General features: G+C 38.9%; 12 protein-coding genes. All 12 read right to left on the reverse strand.

All coding sequences use genetic code 11. From position 1 onward, the window contains the following. Nucleotides 1–1630, reverse strand: a 1630-nt coding sequence (locus VB248_RS21020; RefSeq protein ID WP_323298805.1) for a xanthine dehydrogenase family protein molybdopterin-binding subunit, incomplete at its 3' end; no start/stop codon positions are given. A 22-nt stretch (nt 1631–1652) separates the two neighbouring features. Then, the gene (locus VB248_RS21025) at nt 1653–2108 is read right to left on the reverse strand and encodes a (2Fe-2S)-binding protein (RefSeq protein WP_166580176.1); all 456 of its coding nucleotides are present in this window, start codon (nt 2106–2108) and stop codon (nt 1653–1655) included. Nucleotides 2109–2927: 819 nt separating this feature from the next. Continuing rightward, on the reverse strand, nt 2928–4856 hold the full coding sequence (locus VB248_RS21030; protein ID WP_323298806.1) for an alpha/beta hydrolase-fold protein: 1929 nt from the start codon (nt 4854–4856) through the stop codon (nt 2928–2930). A gap of 102 nt (nt 4857–4958) precedes the next feature. Next, nucleotides 4959–6035: an esterase gene (locus VB248_RS21035; RefSeq protein WP_323298807.1), complete on the reverse strand. Its 1077-nt coding sequence runs from the start codon at nt 6033–6035 to the stop codon at nt 4959–4961. A 49-nt stretch (nt 6036–6084) separates the two neighbouring features. After that, nucleotides 6085–7236 (reverse strand): alpha/beta hydrolase, encoded by a 1152-nt coding sequence (locus VB248_RS21040; RefSeq protein ID WP_323298808.1) that lies wholly within the window; start codon nt 7234–7236, stop codon nt 6085–6087. Between the two features lie 38 nt (nt 7237–7274). Further along, a complete protein-coding gene (locus VB248_RS21045) occupies nt 7275–10676 on the reverse strand; it encodes a VCBS repeat-containing protein (protein ID WP_323298809.1) in 3402 nt (1133 codons plus the stop codon). Between the two features lie 232 nt (nt 10677–10908). Further along, nucleotides 10909–12465 carry a RagB/SusD family nutrient uptake outer membrane protein gene (locus VB248_RS21050; protein ID WP_323298810.1) on the reverse strand — a complete coding sequence of 519 codons (1557 nt, stop codon included), beginning with the start codon at nt 12463–12465 and terminating at the stop codon, nt 10909–10911. Nucleotides 12466–12529: 64 nt separating this feature from the next. Beyond that, nucleotides 12530–15610 carry a SusC/RagA family TonB-linked outer membrane protein gene (locus tag VB248_RS21055; protein WP_323298811.1) on the reverse strand — a complete coding sequence of 1027 codons (3081 nt, stop codon included), beginning with the start codon at nt 15608–15610 and terminating at the stop codon, nt 12530–12532. A 1180-nt stretch (nt 15611–16790) separates the two neighbouring features. Next, nucleotides 16791–18056 carry a glycosyl hydrolase family 8 gene (locus VB248_RS21060; protein ID WP_323298812.1) on the reverse strand — a complete coding sequence of 422 codons (1266 nt, stop codon included), beginning with the start codon at nt 18054–18056 and terminating at the stop codon, nt 16791–16793. A 39-nt stretch (nt 18057–18095) separates the two neighbouring features. Further along, nucleotides 18096–18929, reverse strand: coding sequence for a sialate O-acetylesterase (locus VB248_RS21065; RefSeq protein WP_323298813.1), 834 nt, complete (start codon nt 18927–18929; stop codon nt 18096–18098). Nucleotides 18930–18936: 7 nt separating this feature from the next. After that, on the reverse strand, nt 18937–20052 hold the full coding sequence (locus VB248_RS21070) for an alpha/beta hydrolase-fold protein (RefSeq protein WP_323298814.1): 1116 nt from the start codon (nt 20050–20052) through the stop codon (nt 18937–18939). A 49-nt stretch (nt 20053–20101) separates the two neighbouring features. Next, nucleotides 20102–20983 (reverse strand): alpha/beta hydrolase, encoded by an 882-nt coding sequence (locus tag VB248_RS21075; RefSeq protein WP_323298815.1) that lies wholly within the window; start codon nt 20981–20983, stop codon nt 20102–20104. Between the last annotated feature and the right edge of the window lie 42 nt (nt 20984–21025).

Below are 21025 nucleotides of genomic sequence, written 5' to 3' on the forward strand. Positions count from 1 at the left end.
ACGACTGTTCGGCCGCAGCGTTGAAGTTTGAGCGAGGAGCTCGGAAAGCCCCAATGGTAATATTAGAAGGAATTTCCCAAGCCTCAGCCAAGTAATTATCTACCGCACCAGCAGGGAAACGATTGGCATGAATAGGATTTTCGGGAATACCGCCCCCTTTTACGTGAAAAGCAATCAGGTTTTTGTTTGCGTCTAAAGCCGCACGGTAAGTAGCCGTGTACATCGGACGATAGATGCCGTAAGTCATATCGTCTTCACGGGTATAAATCAATTTGATAGGAGCTTTCAAGCGTTGAGAGATACGAGCCGCTTCATATATATATTGCCCATAAGCTCTACGCCCAAAACCACCACCCATACGGGTCATCTGAATCTCTATTTTATCGGCAGGTAAATTCAAGATTTTTGAAAGTGTTGGCTCCATCCAGCCCGGTGCTTGTAAAGGCCCAGCTACCAAAGCTTTATCTTCAGAAACATGGGCGAAGAAGTTCATCGGCTCCATGGTATTATGGGCTAAAAACGGAGCGTTATAAGTACGTTCAATCACCAGAGCGGCATTTTTGAAAGCCGTTTCTGGGTCGCCATCTTTTCTTAATTGCTGTGCGGGTTTTTTAGCATACTCCGCCATCAATGCCAATTGGTCGCTTGTGGTTTCTAACCTGCCCGGAATGGTTACTTCTCTTTTGCCCCCTCGTCCCATCATGGTTTCTTTGATGTCGCCAGTGGGTTCCCATTGGGCTTTGATTTTTTTACGAGCGTTCATTACTTCCCATGTAGATTTACCCACAATGGCAATCATTTCGTTGGAAGTACGAGTATCAAAACCACCTTGTTCAAACCCATCGTCATAGAGTTTGAAACTAAAAATGTCTTTGATTCCTGGCATTTTTAAGGCTTGGGAAGCATCAAAAGATTTGAGTTTCATCCCAAAAGCAGGCGGATGCTGAATCATGGCAATGAGCATTCCGTCAACTTTATAATCTATGCCAAAAAGCGGTTTTCCCGTAACTACTTTTACTCCTTCTGTATTTTTCTTTGAATGACTAACGATAGAAAAATCTTTTGGCGTTTTTAGTTGTACTTCTTTCGGAACGGGAATAGTAGCCGCCTTGCTCACCATTTCGCCATACTTTGCCGATTTTCCGCTTGGATGCGACAAAACACCTGCTTGGGTCGTAATTTCACTGGCTGGTACGCCCCAAGTTTGAGCCGCCGCCTCGATAAGCATTTGTCTTGCCGAAGCCCCTGCGTTTCTCAAAGGTTTCCAGTACATTCTTACAGAATTACTACCGCCTGTGAATTGCATTCCTAATTTTACGTTATCGTGTGGCCCCATTTCTACGACCACATTTTTCCAATCTACGTCCAATTCTTCGGCTACCATCATCGGGAGCGAAGTCATGACATTTTGACCAAACTCGGGGTTTGGACAAATAATTTTGATAACATTATCGGGCGTAATTTTGATATAGCCATTGAGTTCATTCCATTGGTCAGGCAAATTCATTGCCTCCATTTTGTCGGCAGCTTGAGCATTGGCGAGCCAACTAAAACTCAACATGAGTCCACCACCTGCCAACATGGAAGACTTTAAAAACGAACGACGGTTTTGTGTATTGGTATTTTCCATTTTTAATCAAGGTTAAGGTTGGTTACTTTTGTGCTGCTGCCTTAATCGCCTCTTTGATACGTAAATAAGTACCACAACGACAAATGTTTCCACTCATGTAATTATCAATATCTTCGTCGGTTGGATTAGGATTGGTCTTTAGTAAAGCCGTAGCACTCATGATTTGACCAGCCTGACAGTAGCCGCATTGAGCCACGTCGTGTTCAATCCAAGCTTTTTGTACGGGATGTGTACCATCGGCAGATAGTCCCTCGATGGTTGTAATGGCTTGTTTGCCAACAGCCGAAACAGGGAGGCTACAAGAACGCACCGCAGTACCATCTAAATGAACGGTACAAGCACCACACATAGCCATACCGCATCCAAATTTAGTACCTGTCATATTCAAATGGTCTCTTAAAACCCAAAGGATTGGCGTTGAAGGGTCAACATCTATTTGTTGCGTTTTCCCATTTATTTTTAGAGAATATTTTGCCATAATGCTATGTTTAATTTATATGGATAATTAACAAAATTATAGGAATAATTCAAGGATAAATAATGTATTTCAAACAAAAACTTACGATTTTCAAACCATATACTGTCAATGGTCGCTTTTACTACTATTGACAGGCTTGTGTTTTTATATGATATTTTATTTATCTAATTTTTGCCAAATATATCTTTGTATTAGAACAAGAAGATAAACAGGAGGATAATTTTAGACCAACATCAATATATTCCCACCAACGACAATAATATCTATTTTTTAATCTGAGGAGATAGCTTACTTTGTCGGCAAAGTATAAGAAGAGTGTTGCTTAATCATTCTGAGATGGTTTACCCAAAGAGGCGTTGCGGTCATTCCAAACTCGGTGCGTAAAGAAAAGAATAATGGAGAATTTTAACAGCTTAGATTCTGACCTTGATGAAGTCGATATGGGAAGTATCAAAAATTTAGATACCAAAACATTATAAATAACATTTTGAACTACATAACATTTTGAACTACAAATTCAAAGTTTTCAGATAAGTACACAATTTGTATATACTTATTCATTAAATAGTAATTAAAATTATACTTTGAATGCTATACAAGTATTTTATACAAACGAAGGCTTCTTTAGTAAATCTTTATCGAAGTTTTAGTAAATCTAAAATTGTATAAATAAACGTCCGTTTGATTGGACATAATGTTTTAGATTAATCTTTTTGAGTTTCTAATCTTAGAGGATTAGTATTTAACTTGAAATCCTTCAAAAATAAAAATCACTCTCCAATCATTTCAAGAGAAATGCTGGAGAGCGATTTTGTAAACTTACTTAAACAATATTTGTGAAAACAGAAAAATGTCGTGTCTCCACACAGGCCAAGTATGTCCGCCAGCGTATTCGCTGTATTGGTACTTGATGCCCATGTCATCAAATTTTTTCATCATAATTTGGCAATTGGCATGAGCAATGTCTTCTTTTCCTCCCATCGAAATCCAGAAGTTTTTCAAGTTGGCATTGATAGCCGTGGCATTGTTTTTCATAAATTCATACTGAGGGTCAGACAGTTTGGTATTATTGGCCCACCAACCAGAACTAAATACGCCCAAGTGTGAAAACAAATTGGTGTTTCGGATACCTGCATACAATGTTTGCAAACCGCCCATCGAAAGCCCTGCCAAAGCACGGTTTTTAGCGTCTGTTTCTACTCTCAGATTGCTTTCTACATAAGGAATCGCTCCATTTAATAGCTCATTTTCAAAGGCTTTGAGTTGTACTTCGCCAAAACCTGCTACGCCGCCACCGTTGCCATAAAAATTGCCGTCAAGCATGACGATTACCATTGGTTTTGCTTTTTGTTCGGCTATCAAATTATCCAATATCAAGTCAGTACGTCCTTGTATAGCCCAACCTCGTTGGTCTTCGCCACCGCCGTGTAGCAAGTATAAAACGGGGTATTTTTCATTAGATTTGTCGTAACCTGGCGGTGTATAAACATACATTTCACGCCAAGCATTACTGGCTTTCGAGAAGTACTTTTTGATACGAATATCGCCATGAGGTACGTCTTTGAGGGCATAAAAACCGCCTTCCTTATAAGGAATTTCAATGCCACTTGCTTGGCGACCCATACCGTAAAAGGTTTCACTGGCAGGGTCGGCAAGGGCTACGTCGTCAATCAACAAAGAGTAATAATGAATCCCTCTGCTAATAGAATCGGTGGTAACGTGCCAAAAACCGCTGCTATCTTTTACCATATCGTATTTTTTGCCTAAATCAATTTGTACTTTGTGGGCATTGGGGGCTTTTACTTTGAATACCACACGGTTATCGGGTAAAATTTGAGGGTACTGAGCATTGCGAACGTTGGTACTGGCAGGCGTACCCAACACCGTGTATTTAGTAAATGAAGCTACATCAACAGGTTTAAACAAAAATTGTACATACATATACAAACCGTTTTTCCAAACCTTAAAGTCGTGTCCGCCGGGTTCTAAATAGTAAATATGTGGTACATCGTTTTGGTATAAATAATCGTGGGTACGTTTGCTAAACGAAAGTAAGCCGTCGTTATCGCCGCATGAAATCCATAGGAGTTTTAGTTTTTTTTTGGCTTCTTCTGGATTGGGAACTAATGCCTGCGGAACTTTGGTATTGGGAGCTGACGAAAAACCACCAACCCATGCAAATGTATCTAAATTACCCAAGCCAAAATTCAAGGACTGTCCGCCTCCCATCGAAAGCCCAGCAATGGCACGGCTTTCACGGTCGGTTAAAGTCGGATAGCTTTTTTCAACGAAAGGAATTAAATCGTTTAATAAGTCTTTTTCAAAAGTAGCAAAAGCATCTACTTTTTCTTTGTCGAAAACGTTTCCAACAGCACGGTCGTCTTTCATGGCACGACCATTGGGCATGACCACAATCATCGGTTGAATTTTTCCTTCGGCATATAAATTATCCAAAATCACCTGTGGTTTACCGCCATTGAGCCATTCTTTTTCATCGCCACCGATGCCATGCAACAGATACAATACAGGATATTTTGTTTTTTTATTAAAACCTGGTGGCGTATAAACTAAAGCTTTTCGGGTAGTGCCTACGGTTTTCGATTGATACTTGATGGTGTCTAATTTACCCGTTGCAATGCCCATTCGCACTTGGTCGAAGCCTTTGGGTGCTTCTTTTTCTATTTTTTGTGCATAAACCATCAGGTTCATAAGGAAAAATATAGAAAAATAAATGCTCGTTTTTTTCATATTTGTATAATTAAAAGGTTGATTGTGTTTTGTTCTGGGCTTAATTTGCAAATTGTCCCCGAGTTACTTGTCTGGTATTATTGAGTGGTCAGGTAATATTTATTATTGAAATAATTGTGGTAAAGTATTGGCTAAGAATAATTTACAGTTCATCCAAGTATGTCCGCCAGACACAATAAAAGGATTTAGTTTGACTTTCTTTTCTTGAAACATCGCAATATTTTGTTTCACACTTTCATACAAAAAATCTTCCGTTCCTACGCTTATCGTGAACAATTTCAGTTGTTTGTTGATGTTGGCAACGTCTGGATTCCAGTCTGTAAAATTCTTTTTAAATTCGTCTGTTGCGGTATAAGGAGCATACGAACAGATATAGGCAAATTTATCGGTATTGGTCAGTCCAATATTAAGGGTTTGTCCACCACCCACCGAAAAGCCTGCTACTGCCCGATTTTTACTATCGGTTAGTACGGAATAATTACTTTCTACAAAAGGGATAATGTCGTTGACAACATCTTTGGTAAAATCAGGCATCGGGGCAGGTCTTACATTTCCGTAAGGCATCACAATAATCATGGGTTTGGCTTTGCCTTGTGCTATCAGATTATCGGCAATGAGGTTGGCTCGTCCTACTTTTGTCCATGTTTCTTCGGTATCAGAACCCCCGTGAATCAAATACAAAACGGGGTATTTGATATTTGAAAAAGGATTGTAACCAGGCGGAGTATAGACAAGCAGTTGTCGAGTAGTGCCTAAAGTAGATGATTGATAATAGCAATAGTTGATTTTGCCATGTGGTACATTTTGCAAGGAATGAACCAGCGGTTTATCGCCTTTAATGTCTATAATACTTCGCTTAAATCGCTCATTAGCAAAGATATAAGTGTTGTTTGGGTCGGCTATTTGTACGCTATCTACAAAAAAACTATAAGGGTAAATATCGGGCTTTATGGGCGGCACGGTTACACTCCAAATACCAGCAGTATCTTTTTTGAATGCAACAGGATTGGCTAAAAACTCACCTGCAAGCGTTACTTTCTGAGCGGTTTTAGAAAAATACCTAAAAGTAACGCTGTTGTCGGCGTGTACATCTGGCGAACTAATAGAGGGTGGTCGCTGTGCTACAACCGCAACAGTCGAAAACAACAAGACTTGAAAAAGGTAAATTATTTTTTTCATGGTTTTGATTCTTTTGAATACTTTACGTTGGAAAATGAATTTGAAAAACCTACTTAAACAATAAGGGTAGGGTTTCATGAAGGTATTTTTTTACATTCATCCAAGTATGTCCGCCGTCGTTGACAAATTTTTTATGGTTGATATTTTTTGCAGTTAAATAATCCATAAACTCTAAAGCACCTTTGTACAAAAAGTCTTCGTTGCCAACACTTTTCCAAAGTAACTTTAATTGTTTGTTAGTTTTGGCGGCATCGCCAGTGATATAGCCGAAACTTTTGTCCATTTCGGCAGGCGATAAATAGGAACTATAACTACACACCCAAGCGAAAGTATCCATGTTGTTAAAAGCGGTTCTCAAGGTTTGTCCACCCCCACGAGAAAAGCCCCCAATCGCACGACTTTCACGATTATTTTCGGTATGGTAATTTTTTTCGATATAAGGTAAAATGTTTTTAACTAAATCATTTTCAAAATCTTTCGCCCGTTTTACTGCATCTTCGCCGTCACGTACAGTCGGGTCGGCTGGTTTTTGTCCGCCCAATTGTTCTGATAATCTGGCGGCAATATTGCCATAAGGCATGACAATAATCATGGGTTTTACCTTGCCTTCGGCGATGAGGTTATCCATGATTAAGTTTACTTTTCCTACTTTAAAAAAAGTTTCTTCGGTGTCGGTCGTGCCACTTATGAGGTAATAGACGGGATATTTTGCTTTGGCGTTTTTGTGGTAGCCCGGCGGCGTATAAACGACTAAGTTACCCGTCGTTCCCGAAACAGAAGGATAATATTCATAGCTAACCGTACCATGCGGAACATTTTTCATAGCGTGCACTAACGCAGGGTTGTCGGGTACTTCTACAAGGCTTGCTTTGAAGCGTTCGTTAGGGAAAAAAGCTACATTGGCGGGGTCCATCACCGTAACGCCGTCAACCTGAAAACTATAAGGGTAAATGTCGGCTGCAACTGGGCCAACGGTTACACTCCAAATGCCCTGAGCATCTTTGGTCATGGGAACAAAAGCTTTTTCAAACTGGGCATTCAGTTTTACTTCATTTGCTAAAATAGCCTGATAACGAAACGTAATGGTTTTATCGAAATTTACCTGTGGCGAAACCACCAATGGCCCACGTGGGGGTTGGGCGAATGCTCCCCAATAACCCATGATTAAGCCAATCATTAAAAGTATTCGTATGTTTTTCATAGTTTTGAAATTGTTTAGTTGAATGGTTGAAATGGTTTTTAATCTATCATACTACTCTGTGAAAGATAGCCCGAACCGATGTATATTTCTTTCTTCCTTTTGGGTTTTTGGATGCTACTCTTTTGTGGTTGCATTTCTACAAAGGAAAGGAGCTTGTTGTTTCGCTGTGAAATCAAATACAAGTTTTTGCCGTCTTTCAAATGCAGTTGAGCAATGGCTCTGGCATCGCCATTGACAAAGAAATTACTCTTGCGGACTGCTACATTTTTGAAATTTCCTTTGCCATCTCCTTGCAAATAGTTGCCAATACCAGCGTCATATCTGCCCGTCAGTACTTCTGTGCCGTAGTCGTTGCCCACGGTGAGGATGTCTAAATTTCCATCATTGTTAAAGTCTTTGACAAGCGTACCGTACATCACCGAAAACTGTGCTTCGATGGGTAATGATTGTAGTTGAAAAGTACCATTGCCTTTGTTTTCGAGGTAAGAATTGGCAAAACAATACGCCTGTAAAGTGCTAACGCCTTTCAAATCGCTGGACGTAAAAGCTTGCTCGAAGGTTGTTTGTCCGTATTCTTTGAATGTTTTGAAACGTCTTCTCATGGCAATTAATTGGTCTATCAAAGCTCCTCTTGGGTGTACCAAATATTCTTTGTCTTGGGTGTAAGCCGTGAAAAGTGGGTCAACAATACCGTTTTCGTCAAAATCTTTGAAATGTACACTGACAGGCTGTGATTCGGAGGCTTTTAGTTTGGTGTTAAGTCCCACATTACCAAGTATATAGTCGGTGTCTCCGTCGTTATCGAAGTCACCGCCCGAAATACTATTCCACCAGCCATTTGATTTTTCTAAACCTTTAGGCGTGATTTTGGTGAACGATTTTCCTTGGTTATTTTTATAGATACACACGGGCATAAATTCGCCAACAAGCATCAAATCCATCCAAGAATCGTTGTCGTAATCAGTCCACAAAGCGGCTGTTACCATGCCACAACGACTTAATTCTTGGATAGACGTTGCTATATTTTTGAAATGTCCTTTGCCATCATTTTGAAGTAAATACGATTCGGGCGAAAGGGGGTATTCGGTCGAGCGTATTCTTCCCCCACGGAAAATATCCAAGTCGCCGTCTTTATCAAAGTCACAAGCATTGACACAAGCACCGCTCGACTGGGTGATGGGCAAGTAACCTACCGAAGCATTGAAATTTCCTTTGCCGTCGTTTAAATAGAGTCGGTCTTGATACTTGCTCAGGTTGGTTGTAAATTCAGAACTTCCGCTAACGCAATATAAATCAAGGTCTTTGTCTTTATCAACATCTATGAGCAATACGCCCATATCTTCTTCAGTTTTTTCGAGAAAAGCTTTTTTACTAAACTTTCCATTGGCATTTTGGAGGAAAAAAGCCCCTTGTTTATGAGCCGATGCTCCTACAAAAAAGTCTTCTAAACCATCGTTATTGATGTCGCCAACGGCAATGCCACCGCCTAATTCTGAATGTTTATGCGGTAAAGTATGCTGAATTAAAAAATCGTTATAATCAAATTCTTCTGAACGCCAGTCGATTTGATAGGTTTGAGATACTTCTTTAAAAGTATAGAGTTTTTCTTGGGGAAGCTGCTTGGGTGCAGATAAAGCATTTTTTTCGTAAACCGTTAGTACTTTATCTGGACTGATATTTCTGAGCCATTGTTCTTTTCCCGAAGGCCATGTAATTTTTAGGCTATCTATTTTTGAGGCATTTCCCAAACCAAAATGAATAAAATCCTCTACGGTTGACTTGTATCCTCTGATGGTTTGATGTTCGGCAAATTGTGCTTTCCCCTGACACCAAAGCGATACTTTTGTTCCGTAAGCACTGGTGTTGGGTTTATTGCCTTGAAGTTTGATTCTTAAATAATGATTCTTAACAGCCGAAGCATCTTTTCTGTTGTCAATCAATTTATTACGGTAAATAAAGGCTTCGTCGTCAATGTTATTCATGACTAAATCCAAATCACCGTCGTTGTCGAAATCGGCGTAAGCTGTGCCGTTTGTATAAGAAGCGTCGCCTAAACCGAATGCTTTTGTGGCATTTTCAAATTGTAAATTGCCTTTATTTTTAAACAAGAAGTTTGGTTTTTTTACGCCTGTTAAAGTCGCAAAAGCTTCTTGCATTTTCTTTACTCTTTCTTTTGGATTCCCGATACTTTCAAAATCTCGGCGGTAAACGATAAAGTCTAAGTCGGTGACATCTAAGCGATAACCGTTGGTAATCAACAAATCTCGCCAGCCGTCGTTATCAAAATCGGCCAATAGTGGACTCCACGACCAGTCGGTAGCCGCAACGCCCGTCAAGTAACCAATATCGCTAAAAGAGCCATTGCCATTATTGATTTGGAGTACATTCCGAACATATTGCGGATAAAATTGCTTTCTTAAATTATCTTGAAATCTATCGTATTCGATATTCGCAAACATGGTTTTTTGACGAAGATTATCGTCTGGAAGCATATCTAATACCACCAAATCATTCAAGCCGTCGTTGTTAATATCGGCCATGTCCACACCCATCGAATTTTGCGATAGGTGTCTGAAATACTCATTAATTTTATTGCTAAATGTACCGTTTTTGTTATTGATATAAAGGTGGTCGTTCGAGAAAAAGTCATTTCCGACAAAAATATCTGGATAGCCATCTTGGTTTACATCGTTAACGATTACGCCCAAACCCCAGCCATCATCCAAAATACCTGCTTCTTTTGAAACATTTTTGAAAATCGGCAAGCCGTTGGGATTGTTCCCTTCGTTTCTAAAAAGTTTATCAACTCTTCGCCCCGAAGCGTCGTGATGTTGCCCGATACTGCCGTTTCTGTCGTATCCTTCAATGGCATTGTTGAGCAAATACATATCCAAATCGCCATCTAAATCATAATCAAAAAAAGTAGCTTGCGTTCCATACGAATCATCCGCCAAGCCTACTTCTTTGGCAGCTTCCTTGAAAATCGGAATGCCGTCTTTGTCATTTCCTTGGTTGATAAATAGTAATTTAAGGGCAGATTTATCTCTATTGGGATGAATCGTAGAAAGATAAATATCTAATTTTCCATCTTGATTAATGTCAATCATGGCAACGCCCGTACACCAATCTTTTGTGCCAACGTTTGCTTTGGTAGTAATATTTTCAAAGGTTAAATCGCTTTTATTCAAGTACAGTTGTGAACTTACCTGATTGCCTGCAAAAAAAATATCTGTTAATCCATCATTATTTACATCGCCAACGCCAACACCTGCACCATTATAAATGTACTCGAATTGCAATACATTTAATGAATCAGAAACCTGAATTGTATTGTTGAAGGTAATATTGGTATGGTTGGCACTCAACTTCTCAAACAAAGTGTCTTCAGAAGAACAAGCACTCAACACGAGTAAAATAATGATGGAAAAACAGTATTTCATAGTTAACGGTAATTAGAGTATAAACAGTTGACGCTTTCGCTTATACGAACTTTATTTAGCATATTTTGCATTGATAATTAAGTCACAAACTGCTTGATTTCTATTTTGTGGTTATTGTTTCAAAATTCCTTTATCCTTTTCACTCAAATTAAGTAGCCGTTCATAATCAACGACTACTTAATTACACTAATAAAACATATTATCAACAAGAATTAGCAATAAAAGCCCTTTATTAATATCCTGGATTATTGCCTTTAATGTTTGGATTATTATCTATTTCAAACTGAGGAATAGGTAATAATTCATGCTTGTTATTCACAAAGTATGATAATGGTTCTTTTTTCAATTTTCCTTGTTTTCTCCAACGAACAATGTCTTTTGCTCTTAACCATTCAGCAGCAAACTCCACTCTTTTTTCATGTTGAATAGCCGTAAATACTTGGTCTTTAGTACTTACAGGATAATTTTTAGTTGGATACGCAGGCATTTGTACATCAGCACGATTGCGAAGTTGGTTCAATAAAGCTACGGCAGCCGTAGTATTACCTAATTCGTTTTCACATTCTGCAAGGTTAATTAATACTTCTGCATAACGCATCACACGCATATTGATTCCACTTAAATCATAGAATCCATCGGCATTTCTGTACAAAGCTGAGTATTTTCTCCAACTAATTTTTTGTTCTACGCCGTCCAAAACAGAAGTATTTCCTTGTACCGGATAATCGACTTCCAAACGTCCTTTGCCTTGATTCACTAAATCGCCCTTGAAATATAAGCTAAAATTCATTCTTGGATCTCTTTTAGTATCTCCTTTTTGTGGACGCTCGAACTCGTCAATGAGTCCATTTGAAGGAATAAGGTTTCTCCAACCCACAGCAGAGTATTCTTGGTGACGAATCGACGACCTTCTTGGGCTACTTCCAGCAATGTTATCACTGTCGCCATTGTCCCAGCTCATTCCGTTTTTGCTGTCGAAACCAATTTCAAAAATAGACTCTTTGTTGTATTCTGTTTCTTCCAAGAAGTTGTCTAAGTAATTGCTTGTCAAGCTAAAAAGTCCAGAGGAAACAATTTTAGATAATTCCGTTTTCGCTCCTGCATAATCTCCCTTAAACATCAGTACTCTTGCCAATTCAAGTTGAGCAGCGTGCTTAGTGGCACGACCTAAATCTGCTCCTGTGTAGGAAGATGGCAAGTCTGTTTGAGCTTCGTTGAGGTCTTTGATAATCTGAGCAAACACTTCATCTTGCGTACTCCGAGGTTTGGCATCCGACGATTTTGTAGCACTGCTTGTGTAAATCGGTACTCCGCCCCACATCGTACTTAATTCATAATACGCCATTGCTCGCAAGAATTTTGCTTCTGCAACAATTCTTTTTTTCTTGGTTTCGTCTGCAGCATTAAGCGTTTTGAAATTATCTTTTGCATCAATTACCACATTCGCACGGTGAATCATACGAAACAAACCTGTCCACAAAGCCCCCATAACAGAGTTAGTAGGCTGATGAACGCCATTGAGGAGTTGGGCTCTTGGAGCTTCCAATTGTCCGCCACCTGTGGCAAAATCATCGGTTCTTAAATCATTCGTAAAAAAATACTCTCTTCCAAAAAGATTTGAGCCAGTCAGCAGCCCATACACTGCATTAACTCCCGATTCTAATTCGACGGTATTTGAAAAATAACTATCGGTAGTAAAAGCGCCGGGGTTTGTTTTATCCAACTCGTCATTGCATCCGAAAGCAAGGCCAAGCGATAATACTCCTATGAATAAAAGACTTTTTTTCATGTGCTATTTATTTTCATTTTCTTGAAAATCAGAAGTTTCAAGAAAAAAAATTAAGGGATAAATATTAAAAACCTAATTGAAGACCAGCCATCAAAGTACGAGCTTGCGGATACTGTCCGTTGTCGATACCATAAACCAATTGAGCGTTATCACGAGAACCAATCTCAGGGTCATAACCCGAATATTTGGTGATAGTCAATAAGTTTTGAGCCGATACATATACTCTTACTTTCGTAAGTGTTCCTCTTGCAAATGATTTCAAAATGCTTGAAGGTACATTGTAGCCTAAACTGATGTTTTTCACACGCATAAACGAGCCTTTTTCAACCCATCTGTCAGACGGACGAGTGGTGTTTCCGTTAGGGTCGCCACTGATAGCTCTTGGAATATTCGTATTCGTATTTTGTGGAGTCCAAGCATTCAATACGTCTGTGGTAGCCCCAAATAAACGAACCATTCCTTGTGTCTGCGTTTTTAGGTTATTATAAATATCATTTCCTTGTACGCCTTGTAGAAATAGCGTAAAGTCAAAGTTTTTGTAGTTGAAATCGAAATTGACACCATAAGTAAAGTCTGGAAGCGTGTTTCCAATCATGGTACGGTCAGCATCATCAATTTTGCCATCGCTGTTCAAATCTTTGAAACGAATATCACCCGGAGCAGCTTTTCCTCCTTGGTAACTATCCCATTTTTTACTTTTAGCTAAAGCGTCATCTGCATCAATTTCGGCTTGCGTTTGGTAAATTTTGTCAACCACATAACCATAAAGGTACTGAACAGGCATACCCACTTCTGTTTTGGTAACACTTGCTCCTGTTTCGGCATGACCACCTGCAAAAATTGGTGCTTCCAAAGAAGTTACTGTATTGCGAACAACGCCTAAATTACCGCCAATTCTCCATTTAAAATCTCCCGCATTATGATTGTAGTTGATTTGTAAATCTAAACCTGTGTTTTTCATTCCACCAAAATTGGCAATGGTATTGTTTGAATAACCCAAAGAAGAAGCCAAAGGTCTGGCAAGAATCAAACTGTTTTCAGAAGTTTCACGGCTGTAATAATCGGCTGATACAGTAATTTTATTTTTGAATAAACCTAAATCAAGCCCAATATCTGCCATTTTAGTTGTTTCCCAACCTAATTCAGTATTACCAAGTTGATTCGTTGATAAACCTGGCGTTGCACCATTCGCAAAAACATAGTTCGTTGCTGCTCCTACTAATGACTGCCAAGCATAATTTGGTAAACCACTTGTATTACCTACCAAACCATAACTTGCTCTTACTTTCAATTCATTAATAGCAGGAATATCTTTCATAAATGCCTCTTCGCTGATTCTCCAACCAATCGAAGCCGCTGGGAATGTTCCCCATTTTTTACCTGGAGCAAACAAAGAAGAACCATCTCTACGAATAGAAGCACTTAACAAGTACTTTCCTGCATAATCGTAGTTGACACGTGCTAAGTACGACAAAATCGTTGTTTCGCTTTTACCCCCACCCACGGCTGGACTTGTTACGTTAGGCGTAATAATGCTAAAAGTATTGGTAGTATAATTACCGGAAGCTGTGATACTTTCTCCTGTACCAAATTGCTGTTCAGCCACAACAATCGCATTGACAGAATGTTTTTTAAACGTTTTATCAAACGAAAGTTGGTTGGTATAAAGCGTACCGATAAATTCCCCTCTTGTGTCGGAAATACTATTGAATGGACTACTCATTTGTCCAGCCGTATAAATTGGCGTGCGACTTAAACTTCTTGTGTTATTGTAGTCTAAGCCTACCGAGAATTTATATTTTAAATAATCTGTAAACTTAATTTCAGCAAAAATTGAGCTTAGTACTCTTGTATTACGGTTTTGGCTTCTAATCAATACCGCAGGAATCAAAGGGTTCACAGGGTCAGAGCCATCGGCGTTGGTTGTACCAAAATATCCTCCGATTTCCGTTGGGTTATATACAGGCGTGTAAGGTAAACTTTTAATTACGTTGGCTAAAGCGGTACGACCACCACCTACGCCTTCGTCTAATCTACTTCCCATAGAAACCATGAGTGTTTGCCCAATAGTAAAATGCTTACCAATACTGTGGTCTGAGTTAAGACGAAGATTACCTCTTTCATAATTCGTTCCTACATAAATACCATCTTGCTTGAAATAGCTAAATGAAGTAAGGAAACGAGAAGTGGCATTTCCACCTGTAATGTTAACTGAACTATTTGAAACCCCTGCTGTTCGGTATAAATAATCTTGCCAATCGGTATTGGTATTAGCAAAAGTAACCCCTGAACCAGGATAAGTTTCATTGTTCATCTGACTCCAACGGTCAGGAAAGGCTGCACCCGCAGCAGATAATAGAGCTTTACCATATTGTAAGTATTGTTGCGTATTGAGTGGTGTTAATTTTTTCCAAGGACTTTGTGTCGCAAAATAAGTTTCTACGTTTACGTGTAACTTATTATCTTTTGTTCCTTTTTTAGTAGTGATTAAGACAACACCGTTTGCGGCTCTTGAACCATAAATAGCTGCCGCACTGGCATCTTTGAGTACTTCTAACGATTCTACATCTTTCATGTCTATATCGTTCAAACTGCCAACTGGGTAACCATCAACCACATACAAAGGGTTGGCGGCATAATTGATAGAACCTACCCCACGGATTCTTACGACTGGAGCAACCCCTGGCGAACCGTTGTTGGTTACTTGTACACCTGATACACGTCCTTGTAAAGCACCTTCAATACTTGGTACTGGAAGGGCATTCAGCTCCTTCGGACCAACCGATGCCACTGCCGCTGTTACCGAAGATCTCTTCTGAGTCCCATAGCCCACGACAACAACTTCCTCTAAAGCACTTATATTTGTAGCAAGTATTACGTTGATGGCACTGCGGTTTCCTACTTTTATTTCTTGGCTTACATAACCAACCGAACTAAATATAAGAACATCGTCGGCTGAAGCTTTTAGATTAAAACTTCCACTGGCATCTGTGCTAACTCCTACTTGTGAGTTTTTTACCCTTACACTCACGCCCGGTATTGGGTTGCCGTCATCGCCTGAGACTTTCCCTGAAATATTTTTTTGGGCTTTTGCAAATGAACAGCAAAGTAAAAACCCTAAGAGAAACAAGATTTGTTTTTTCATAATACATGATTTGAGATTAAGAATAGATTGAAATTTAGACGGAAAACATCTGCAACCTTTAGCACTCATCTGTATAGCAAAAGACTAATCTTAGGTTTGGGAAATAAATATTCCTTTCATCCTCCTGCTTGTTTTAAAGACAAAGGAATCCACCCCTTGAATATTTCCGATTGGAGCTATTCAAGACCATAAAGTACTTAATATGTGTTATTTACGGTATTATTCTTTAAGCATATAAGATTGGGCAATTGATGGAATTAATACTAAAGTCTCTTCTATGAAATTAAATTGAGTCTCTCTGGTTACTTTCATTTTGTTTTTTCATAGAAGAGATACTTTGTATCAAAAATGGATGGATGTTCTCGAAAGAAATCCTTTTGATAATGCTTAATAGTCTATTTTACCATAGGCAATGATAATTTTTTATTCGTTTTTCTATAACACCATAGAACACTATATCGAAAACGAATGAACTCTCTCTGGCAAATTCTTCATTTTCAATTAATTAAAATCATTCTGAACAGGCAAAAAAGGGTAGTCCAATAATTTTGAGGAAATGATTGGCTAACATTGTTTAATGTTTGTTTTATGGATTAGGTTTTCACAATTACACAATACAAAACCATTTAGAAATAGTCTCTGTTAAAACAGCCATCAATAAATTTGGCTCTCTCTGGAAAATTTATTGCTATTGATTTAACAGCGATAACAGTAATTATAAAATCATTAAAGGTAACGATTCCATTAGTTCATGAATCTTTCTTTTTTTATCATAAGCAATATCTTTTAGCAATTTAGTATAACACAATAGAACACTTAGTACAAAAAAATATAAAAACTGATTAACTACGAACTTTCACGATAAACGATTTAAAAAAAACTAACAAATGATTCCTATGTATGGATACCTACATAACAAGCTTGTGTCACTATAACACATTTAAAAACAAAAGAAGACCAGAGAGAGACTAATCTCGGAGAGATTTAGATGGGAGTAAAATTAAATATAATATATAATATTAACAACTTTTTCTTTAATAAATTAAAGAAAACTAATTGTTATTCATTAGAAATCACCTGATTAGGTCTTTTAAGCAACTCAATGCCAAAGCTAATCAGGTGAATTTTTGGAGTACAAGAAATAATTTCAGTTTACATTCAGTAAAAATGTATGAAATTTTTACTTCGGCTGAATAATTTGATACTTACCGCTGAGGTGCATCAAACTGAATAGGTACATCAATCCGTCGTAATATGGGTCGAAATAGCCATCTTCGTAAGGTTCTAATTTGGCATTCCAAACGGCTTTTACAAAATCGACCTTACTTTTATCTTTGTTCACAAGCGAAGCTGTGGCTGCCGTAGCCACCAAACCGATAGAATGTCTAAGTTTTGGGACACTTCCTGCCTGCAAAATAAACTCAGGTTTTGTGCCGTCTAAATTAAATTGGTCGTCATAAGTATCCATCCCTTTTGAACGAAGGAAATTTTGAAATCTTTTGGCGTAATCTTCTTGCCAAGTTTTGTCTTTGCCAAACCAAGTATAATCCATAGCAATATTCATCGGTACACGCCATGAATCATAGCGAAAGCCCGGCGGCATCCAGCGAGTTGGGTGAGGAGCTCCACTAAATTCTGTATAATCTGAGTTGAGCCCAGTTACGGGATGGCAAGCCCTGTGTAAGAAAACACGGGAAGTATCGGCACATTCTTTATAAAAAGCTTCGTGTCCGTCTTTGGCATATAAAGCCCATACTTCATAAAAAGCAGGTAAGTGATACGAAGGGTCTGTCCAGTTATAGTTATTTCCCTCTGGCACAAAGGTAATTTGCTTATGTTCTGTATTGATAAGATTGTAAATATTGCCTGTACCATCTTTTTTCCACATCGCATCCAATATTCTGCGGGCTTCGTTGTAGTAATTGATACCCGTATTATTTCCCCATTTGTTAGAAGCAAATAGCAGACTGGTAACATAATACAATTCACCATCGGAAGCCGAACCTTCTGAATTTTTCTTCATGGTTTCGGGGTTGATACTCCATGCAAAATAGCCTTCACGTGGGCCGCTTTGGTGTTGAAGGTATTTTTTTGACCAACGCCAAATTTTATCAAAAACCTCTTTTTTATCCAATTGAACGGCAATCATCATTCCATACGAAAGTCCTTCGGTACGAGCATCATGATTTTTTACGTCTGATACATAAGCCATTGTATCGCCAACAGCAAAATATACCCGATTGGGTCCTTCAAAAACATCATAATAGGCTTTGGCAACTTTGGCATCAATTTCTTTCTGACTATAACCTGCTTCCAAGAACAAATTATGATACTTCGGAGCAAGCTTTGTGTTTACTTTACTTTGCCCAATGACAACAAGTGGCATTACTAAAACCAAGAAAAGTAGTAGCAAAGACACTTGTTGTATGCTGTTGTTTTTTTTCATTATCTTTTCATTACATGATTAAATTCAAAACTCATCTGCCTATTTATTCATCACCGAAAGCATTTTATCGGCATAGCGTTTGCCCAGCTCTCGATAGCCTGCCGCATCAAAATGAAGATTATCGGCGGCATCTGTACAGCCACTTGACGAAACGACATGAGCATTTTTGATAGTTTGGGGAAGCGTAGCAATGATTTTATTCATGCTTGCACAAATGCCTCCTTGGTCGGCATTGACGGTTTCGCCAGCTATCAAAGGTACTTTTTTAGCTTTTAAATGAAGGTCTTTGAGTAAATTATCATATACTACTTTCACTTTTTTTGTCCATAAAGTATCATTGGTATTCGACTCGCCTTGATGCAACAAAATGCCTTTGATTACGCCATCTTTTTGTGCCAGTTTCGCCATTTCTACCAATCGTCCATACGGATTGCCATCGTATTCTTTCACCATATTTTTGAGCCAATTGGGCGTAGTAGCCACGTAAGACTCATAGTTGTCTTTGTCGAAAAGTTCAATTTTACAACCGCCCACCGCTACATTAATTACCCCAATTCTTACATTGGCAGGAAGATTGGCAAGCATGGCTCTTCCAAAATAATCCACAGGCGTAAGTCCAGTACGACAGCGACATAAAGGAGGAATAGCCGTGTACCAATTGCCTTTTTTTCGACCTAAATTTGGACAATCGACGGCTTCTAAAACTTGAAAACGACTATCGACATTGACGGTATCTTGAGGTTCAAATTTAGCGTTTCCTTCCATGTTCGACTGCCCGAAGCTCAAGAAAATATAAAAGTTTTTATCTTGTGAAAAACTTTTGAAACTTGTGGCTAATAAATTGATTATCAGTAAAAAATACAGTTTTTTCATCAGAGCATTATTTGAATAATAGTGGTGCTAATTCCCGTAAACTTCTACGCCATGTTTGAAACTCGTGTCCCGTTTTTTCAGAAATATATGAAACGGCATTAAAATTAGCTTCTTTTAAAGCTGTCACCGCATTGTTCACACCTTCTGGTCTTTCTCTGCTACCGCAACTCAAGAAGATAAGTTTTACTTTTGATTTATCTTTAATGTCGGTTGGAGCATAAGTACCGCCACTCAAAAGTGCATAATACGAAAATACTTCTGGCTTGTTTAAGGTAATGGTTTTTGTTTCCATACCGCCCATACTTAGTCCAGCCATCGCACGGTGTGTTTGTTTGGCAATGGTTCTGAAATGAGCATCCACGTAAGGTATCAATTCATCTATCAAAACCGTTTGGAATGGTTCGATTTTAAATTCTCTGATTTTGCCAAATTTTACTTCGTTGGTCATGCCATAGGTATTTACGATAATAAAAGGCTTGATTTTACCTTCGGCAATCAGGTTATCCATGATTAAATTGGCGTGACCTTGGTTCATCCAAGCGGTTTCGTCTTCGCCCCAGCCGTGTTGTAAATACAAAACAGGGTACTTGTCTTTACCCAATTCATAGCCGGGCGGCGTGTAAACAAAGGCTCTGCGAGAAGTATTGGTGCTTGGCGATGGAAACAACACTTGCTGTACATGACCATGCGGTACGTTTTTGAGGGCATAAAAATCTTGATCATGGGCAGGAATTTCGATACCACTTTCCCAACGAATTGAGCCGTAATAATTCATAGCACCGGGGTCATTGAATTTTCCTCCGTCGATTTTTACATTATAATAGTGAAAACCTTCGTCCATTGGGCCTTCGGTTGTTCCCATCCAACTGCCGTCACTGGCTTTTTCTAATTTTGTGCCACCTCTGCCACCAAGTCCCAAACTTACCCGAACGCTATCAGCAGCAGGTGCTATAATTTTGAAACGAGCATATCCTTGGGAATTGACCATCGGATATTCTTGTTGTGGCTGGTTGAGCGGAGAGGGTTTAAAGTCCTCAATAATAGTACTTTGCTGTGCCTGAGCAAAGGAAACACCACAGGAAATAACTGTGCCGAATAAGACTGATAAAATTTTGATTTTCATTGTTTTAAGGTTAACGTTAGATTAAAATACGATTGATAAATATTGGATTTTACAACCAATTGTTCCGTTTCAACCAATCAAAAAGAGGTTCCATCCAGCCTTTATGTCTGAAAATAAATCCGTGGTCGCCTTTGGGATAAATGTGCATTTCGACCTCAACTTTGTTTTTTCGTAAATTTTCAAAATAGGAAATACTATTGTCCACATCCACCAGTTTATCATCGGCTGCGTGAGTCAGGTAAGCGGGTGGCGTATTGGCTTTGATTTGTAATTCGTTTGAAAAAGTTTCGATGTCGGTAGCGGTAGGGTTTTTGCCAATCAAATTATCACGTGAACCGCCGTGCGTAAGTCCGTCTTTCATGGTAATAACGGGATAAACCAAAATCTGAAAATCAGGTCGTAAGCTGGTGTTATGAGGATTTTCGATATAGGATTTCTCGAAATGCGTAGCGGCGGTACTTGCCAAGTGTCCTCCTGCCGAAAAGCCCATAATGCCTATTTTGTTTTTATCAATTCCAAATTTATCGGCATTTTCACGAAGCAATTTGATGGCTTGTTGAGCATCTTGCAATGAACCTATTTTTTTATCCACCATTATTTCGTCGCTGGGCAACCTGTATTTTAGTACAAATGCCGAAATTCCTTTTTCTACCAATGCTTTGGCGGTACTCAAGCCCTCGCCATTGTAAACAATTACACCATAACCACCACCAGCAATTACAATCACCGAAGTACCGTTTGGTTTTTCGGGTTTTATGTATTCCAACGTCGGTACGGTTACATCTTTATACAGTCCTTTGTCGGCCCCCGTTTCGCTGATATTATTTGCTTTGGCATTGGGGACAGCACCTTCATACAAAGGAATAATCTGCTGTGCATTCCCTGCATAGCTACTGATAAAAAGGGCAAGTACAAAGAGCTTCTTTTTCATTTTTGTATAAAAATGGTTTTAAGATTAAGTATAAATCAAATG

The organism is Arcicella rigui, from assembly GCF_034929435.1.
In the GTDB taxonomy this organism is placed as follows: domain Bacteria; phylum Bacteroidota; class Bacteroidia; order Cytophagales; family Spirosomataceae; genus Arcicella; species Arcicella rigui.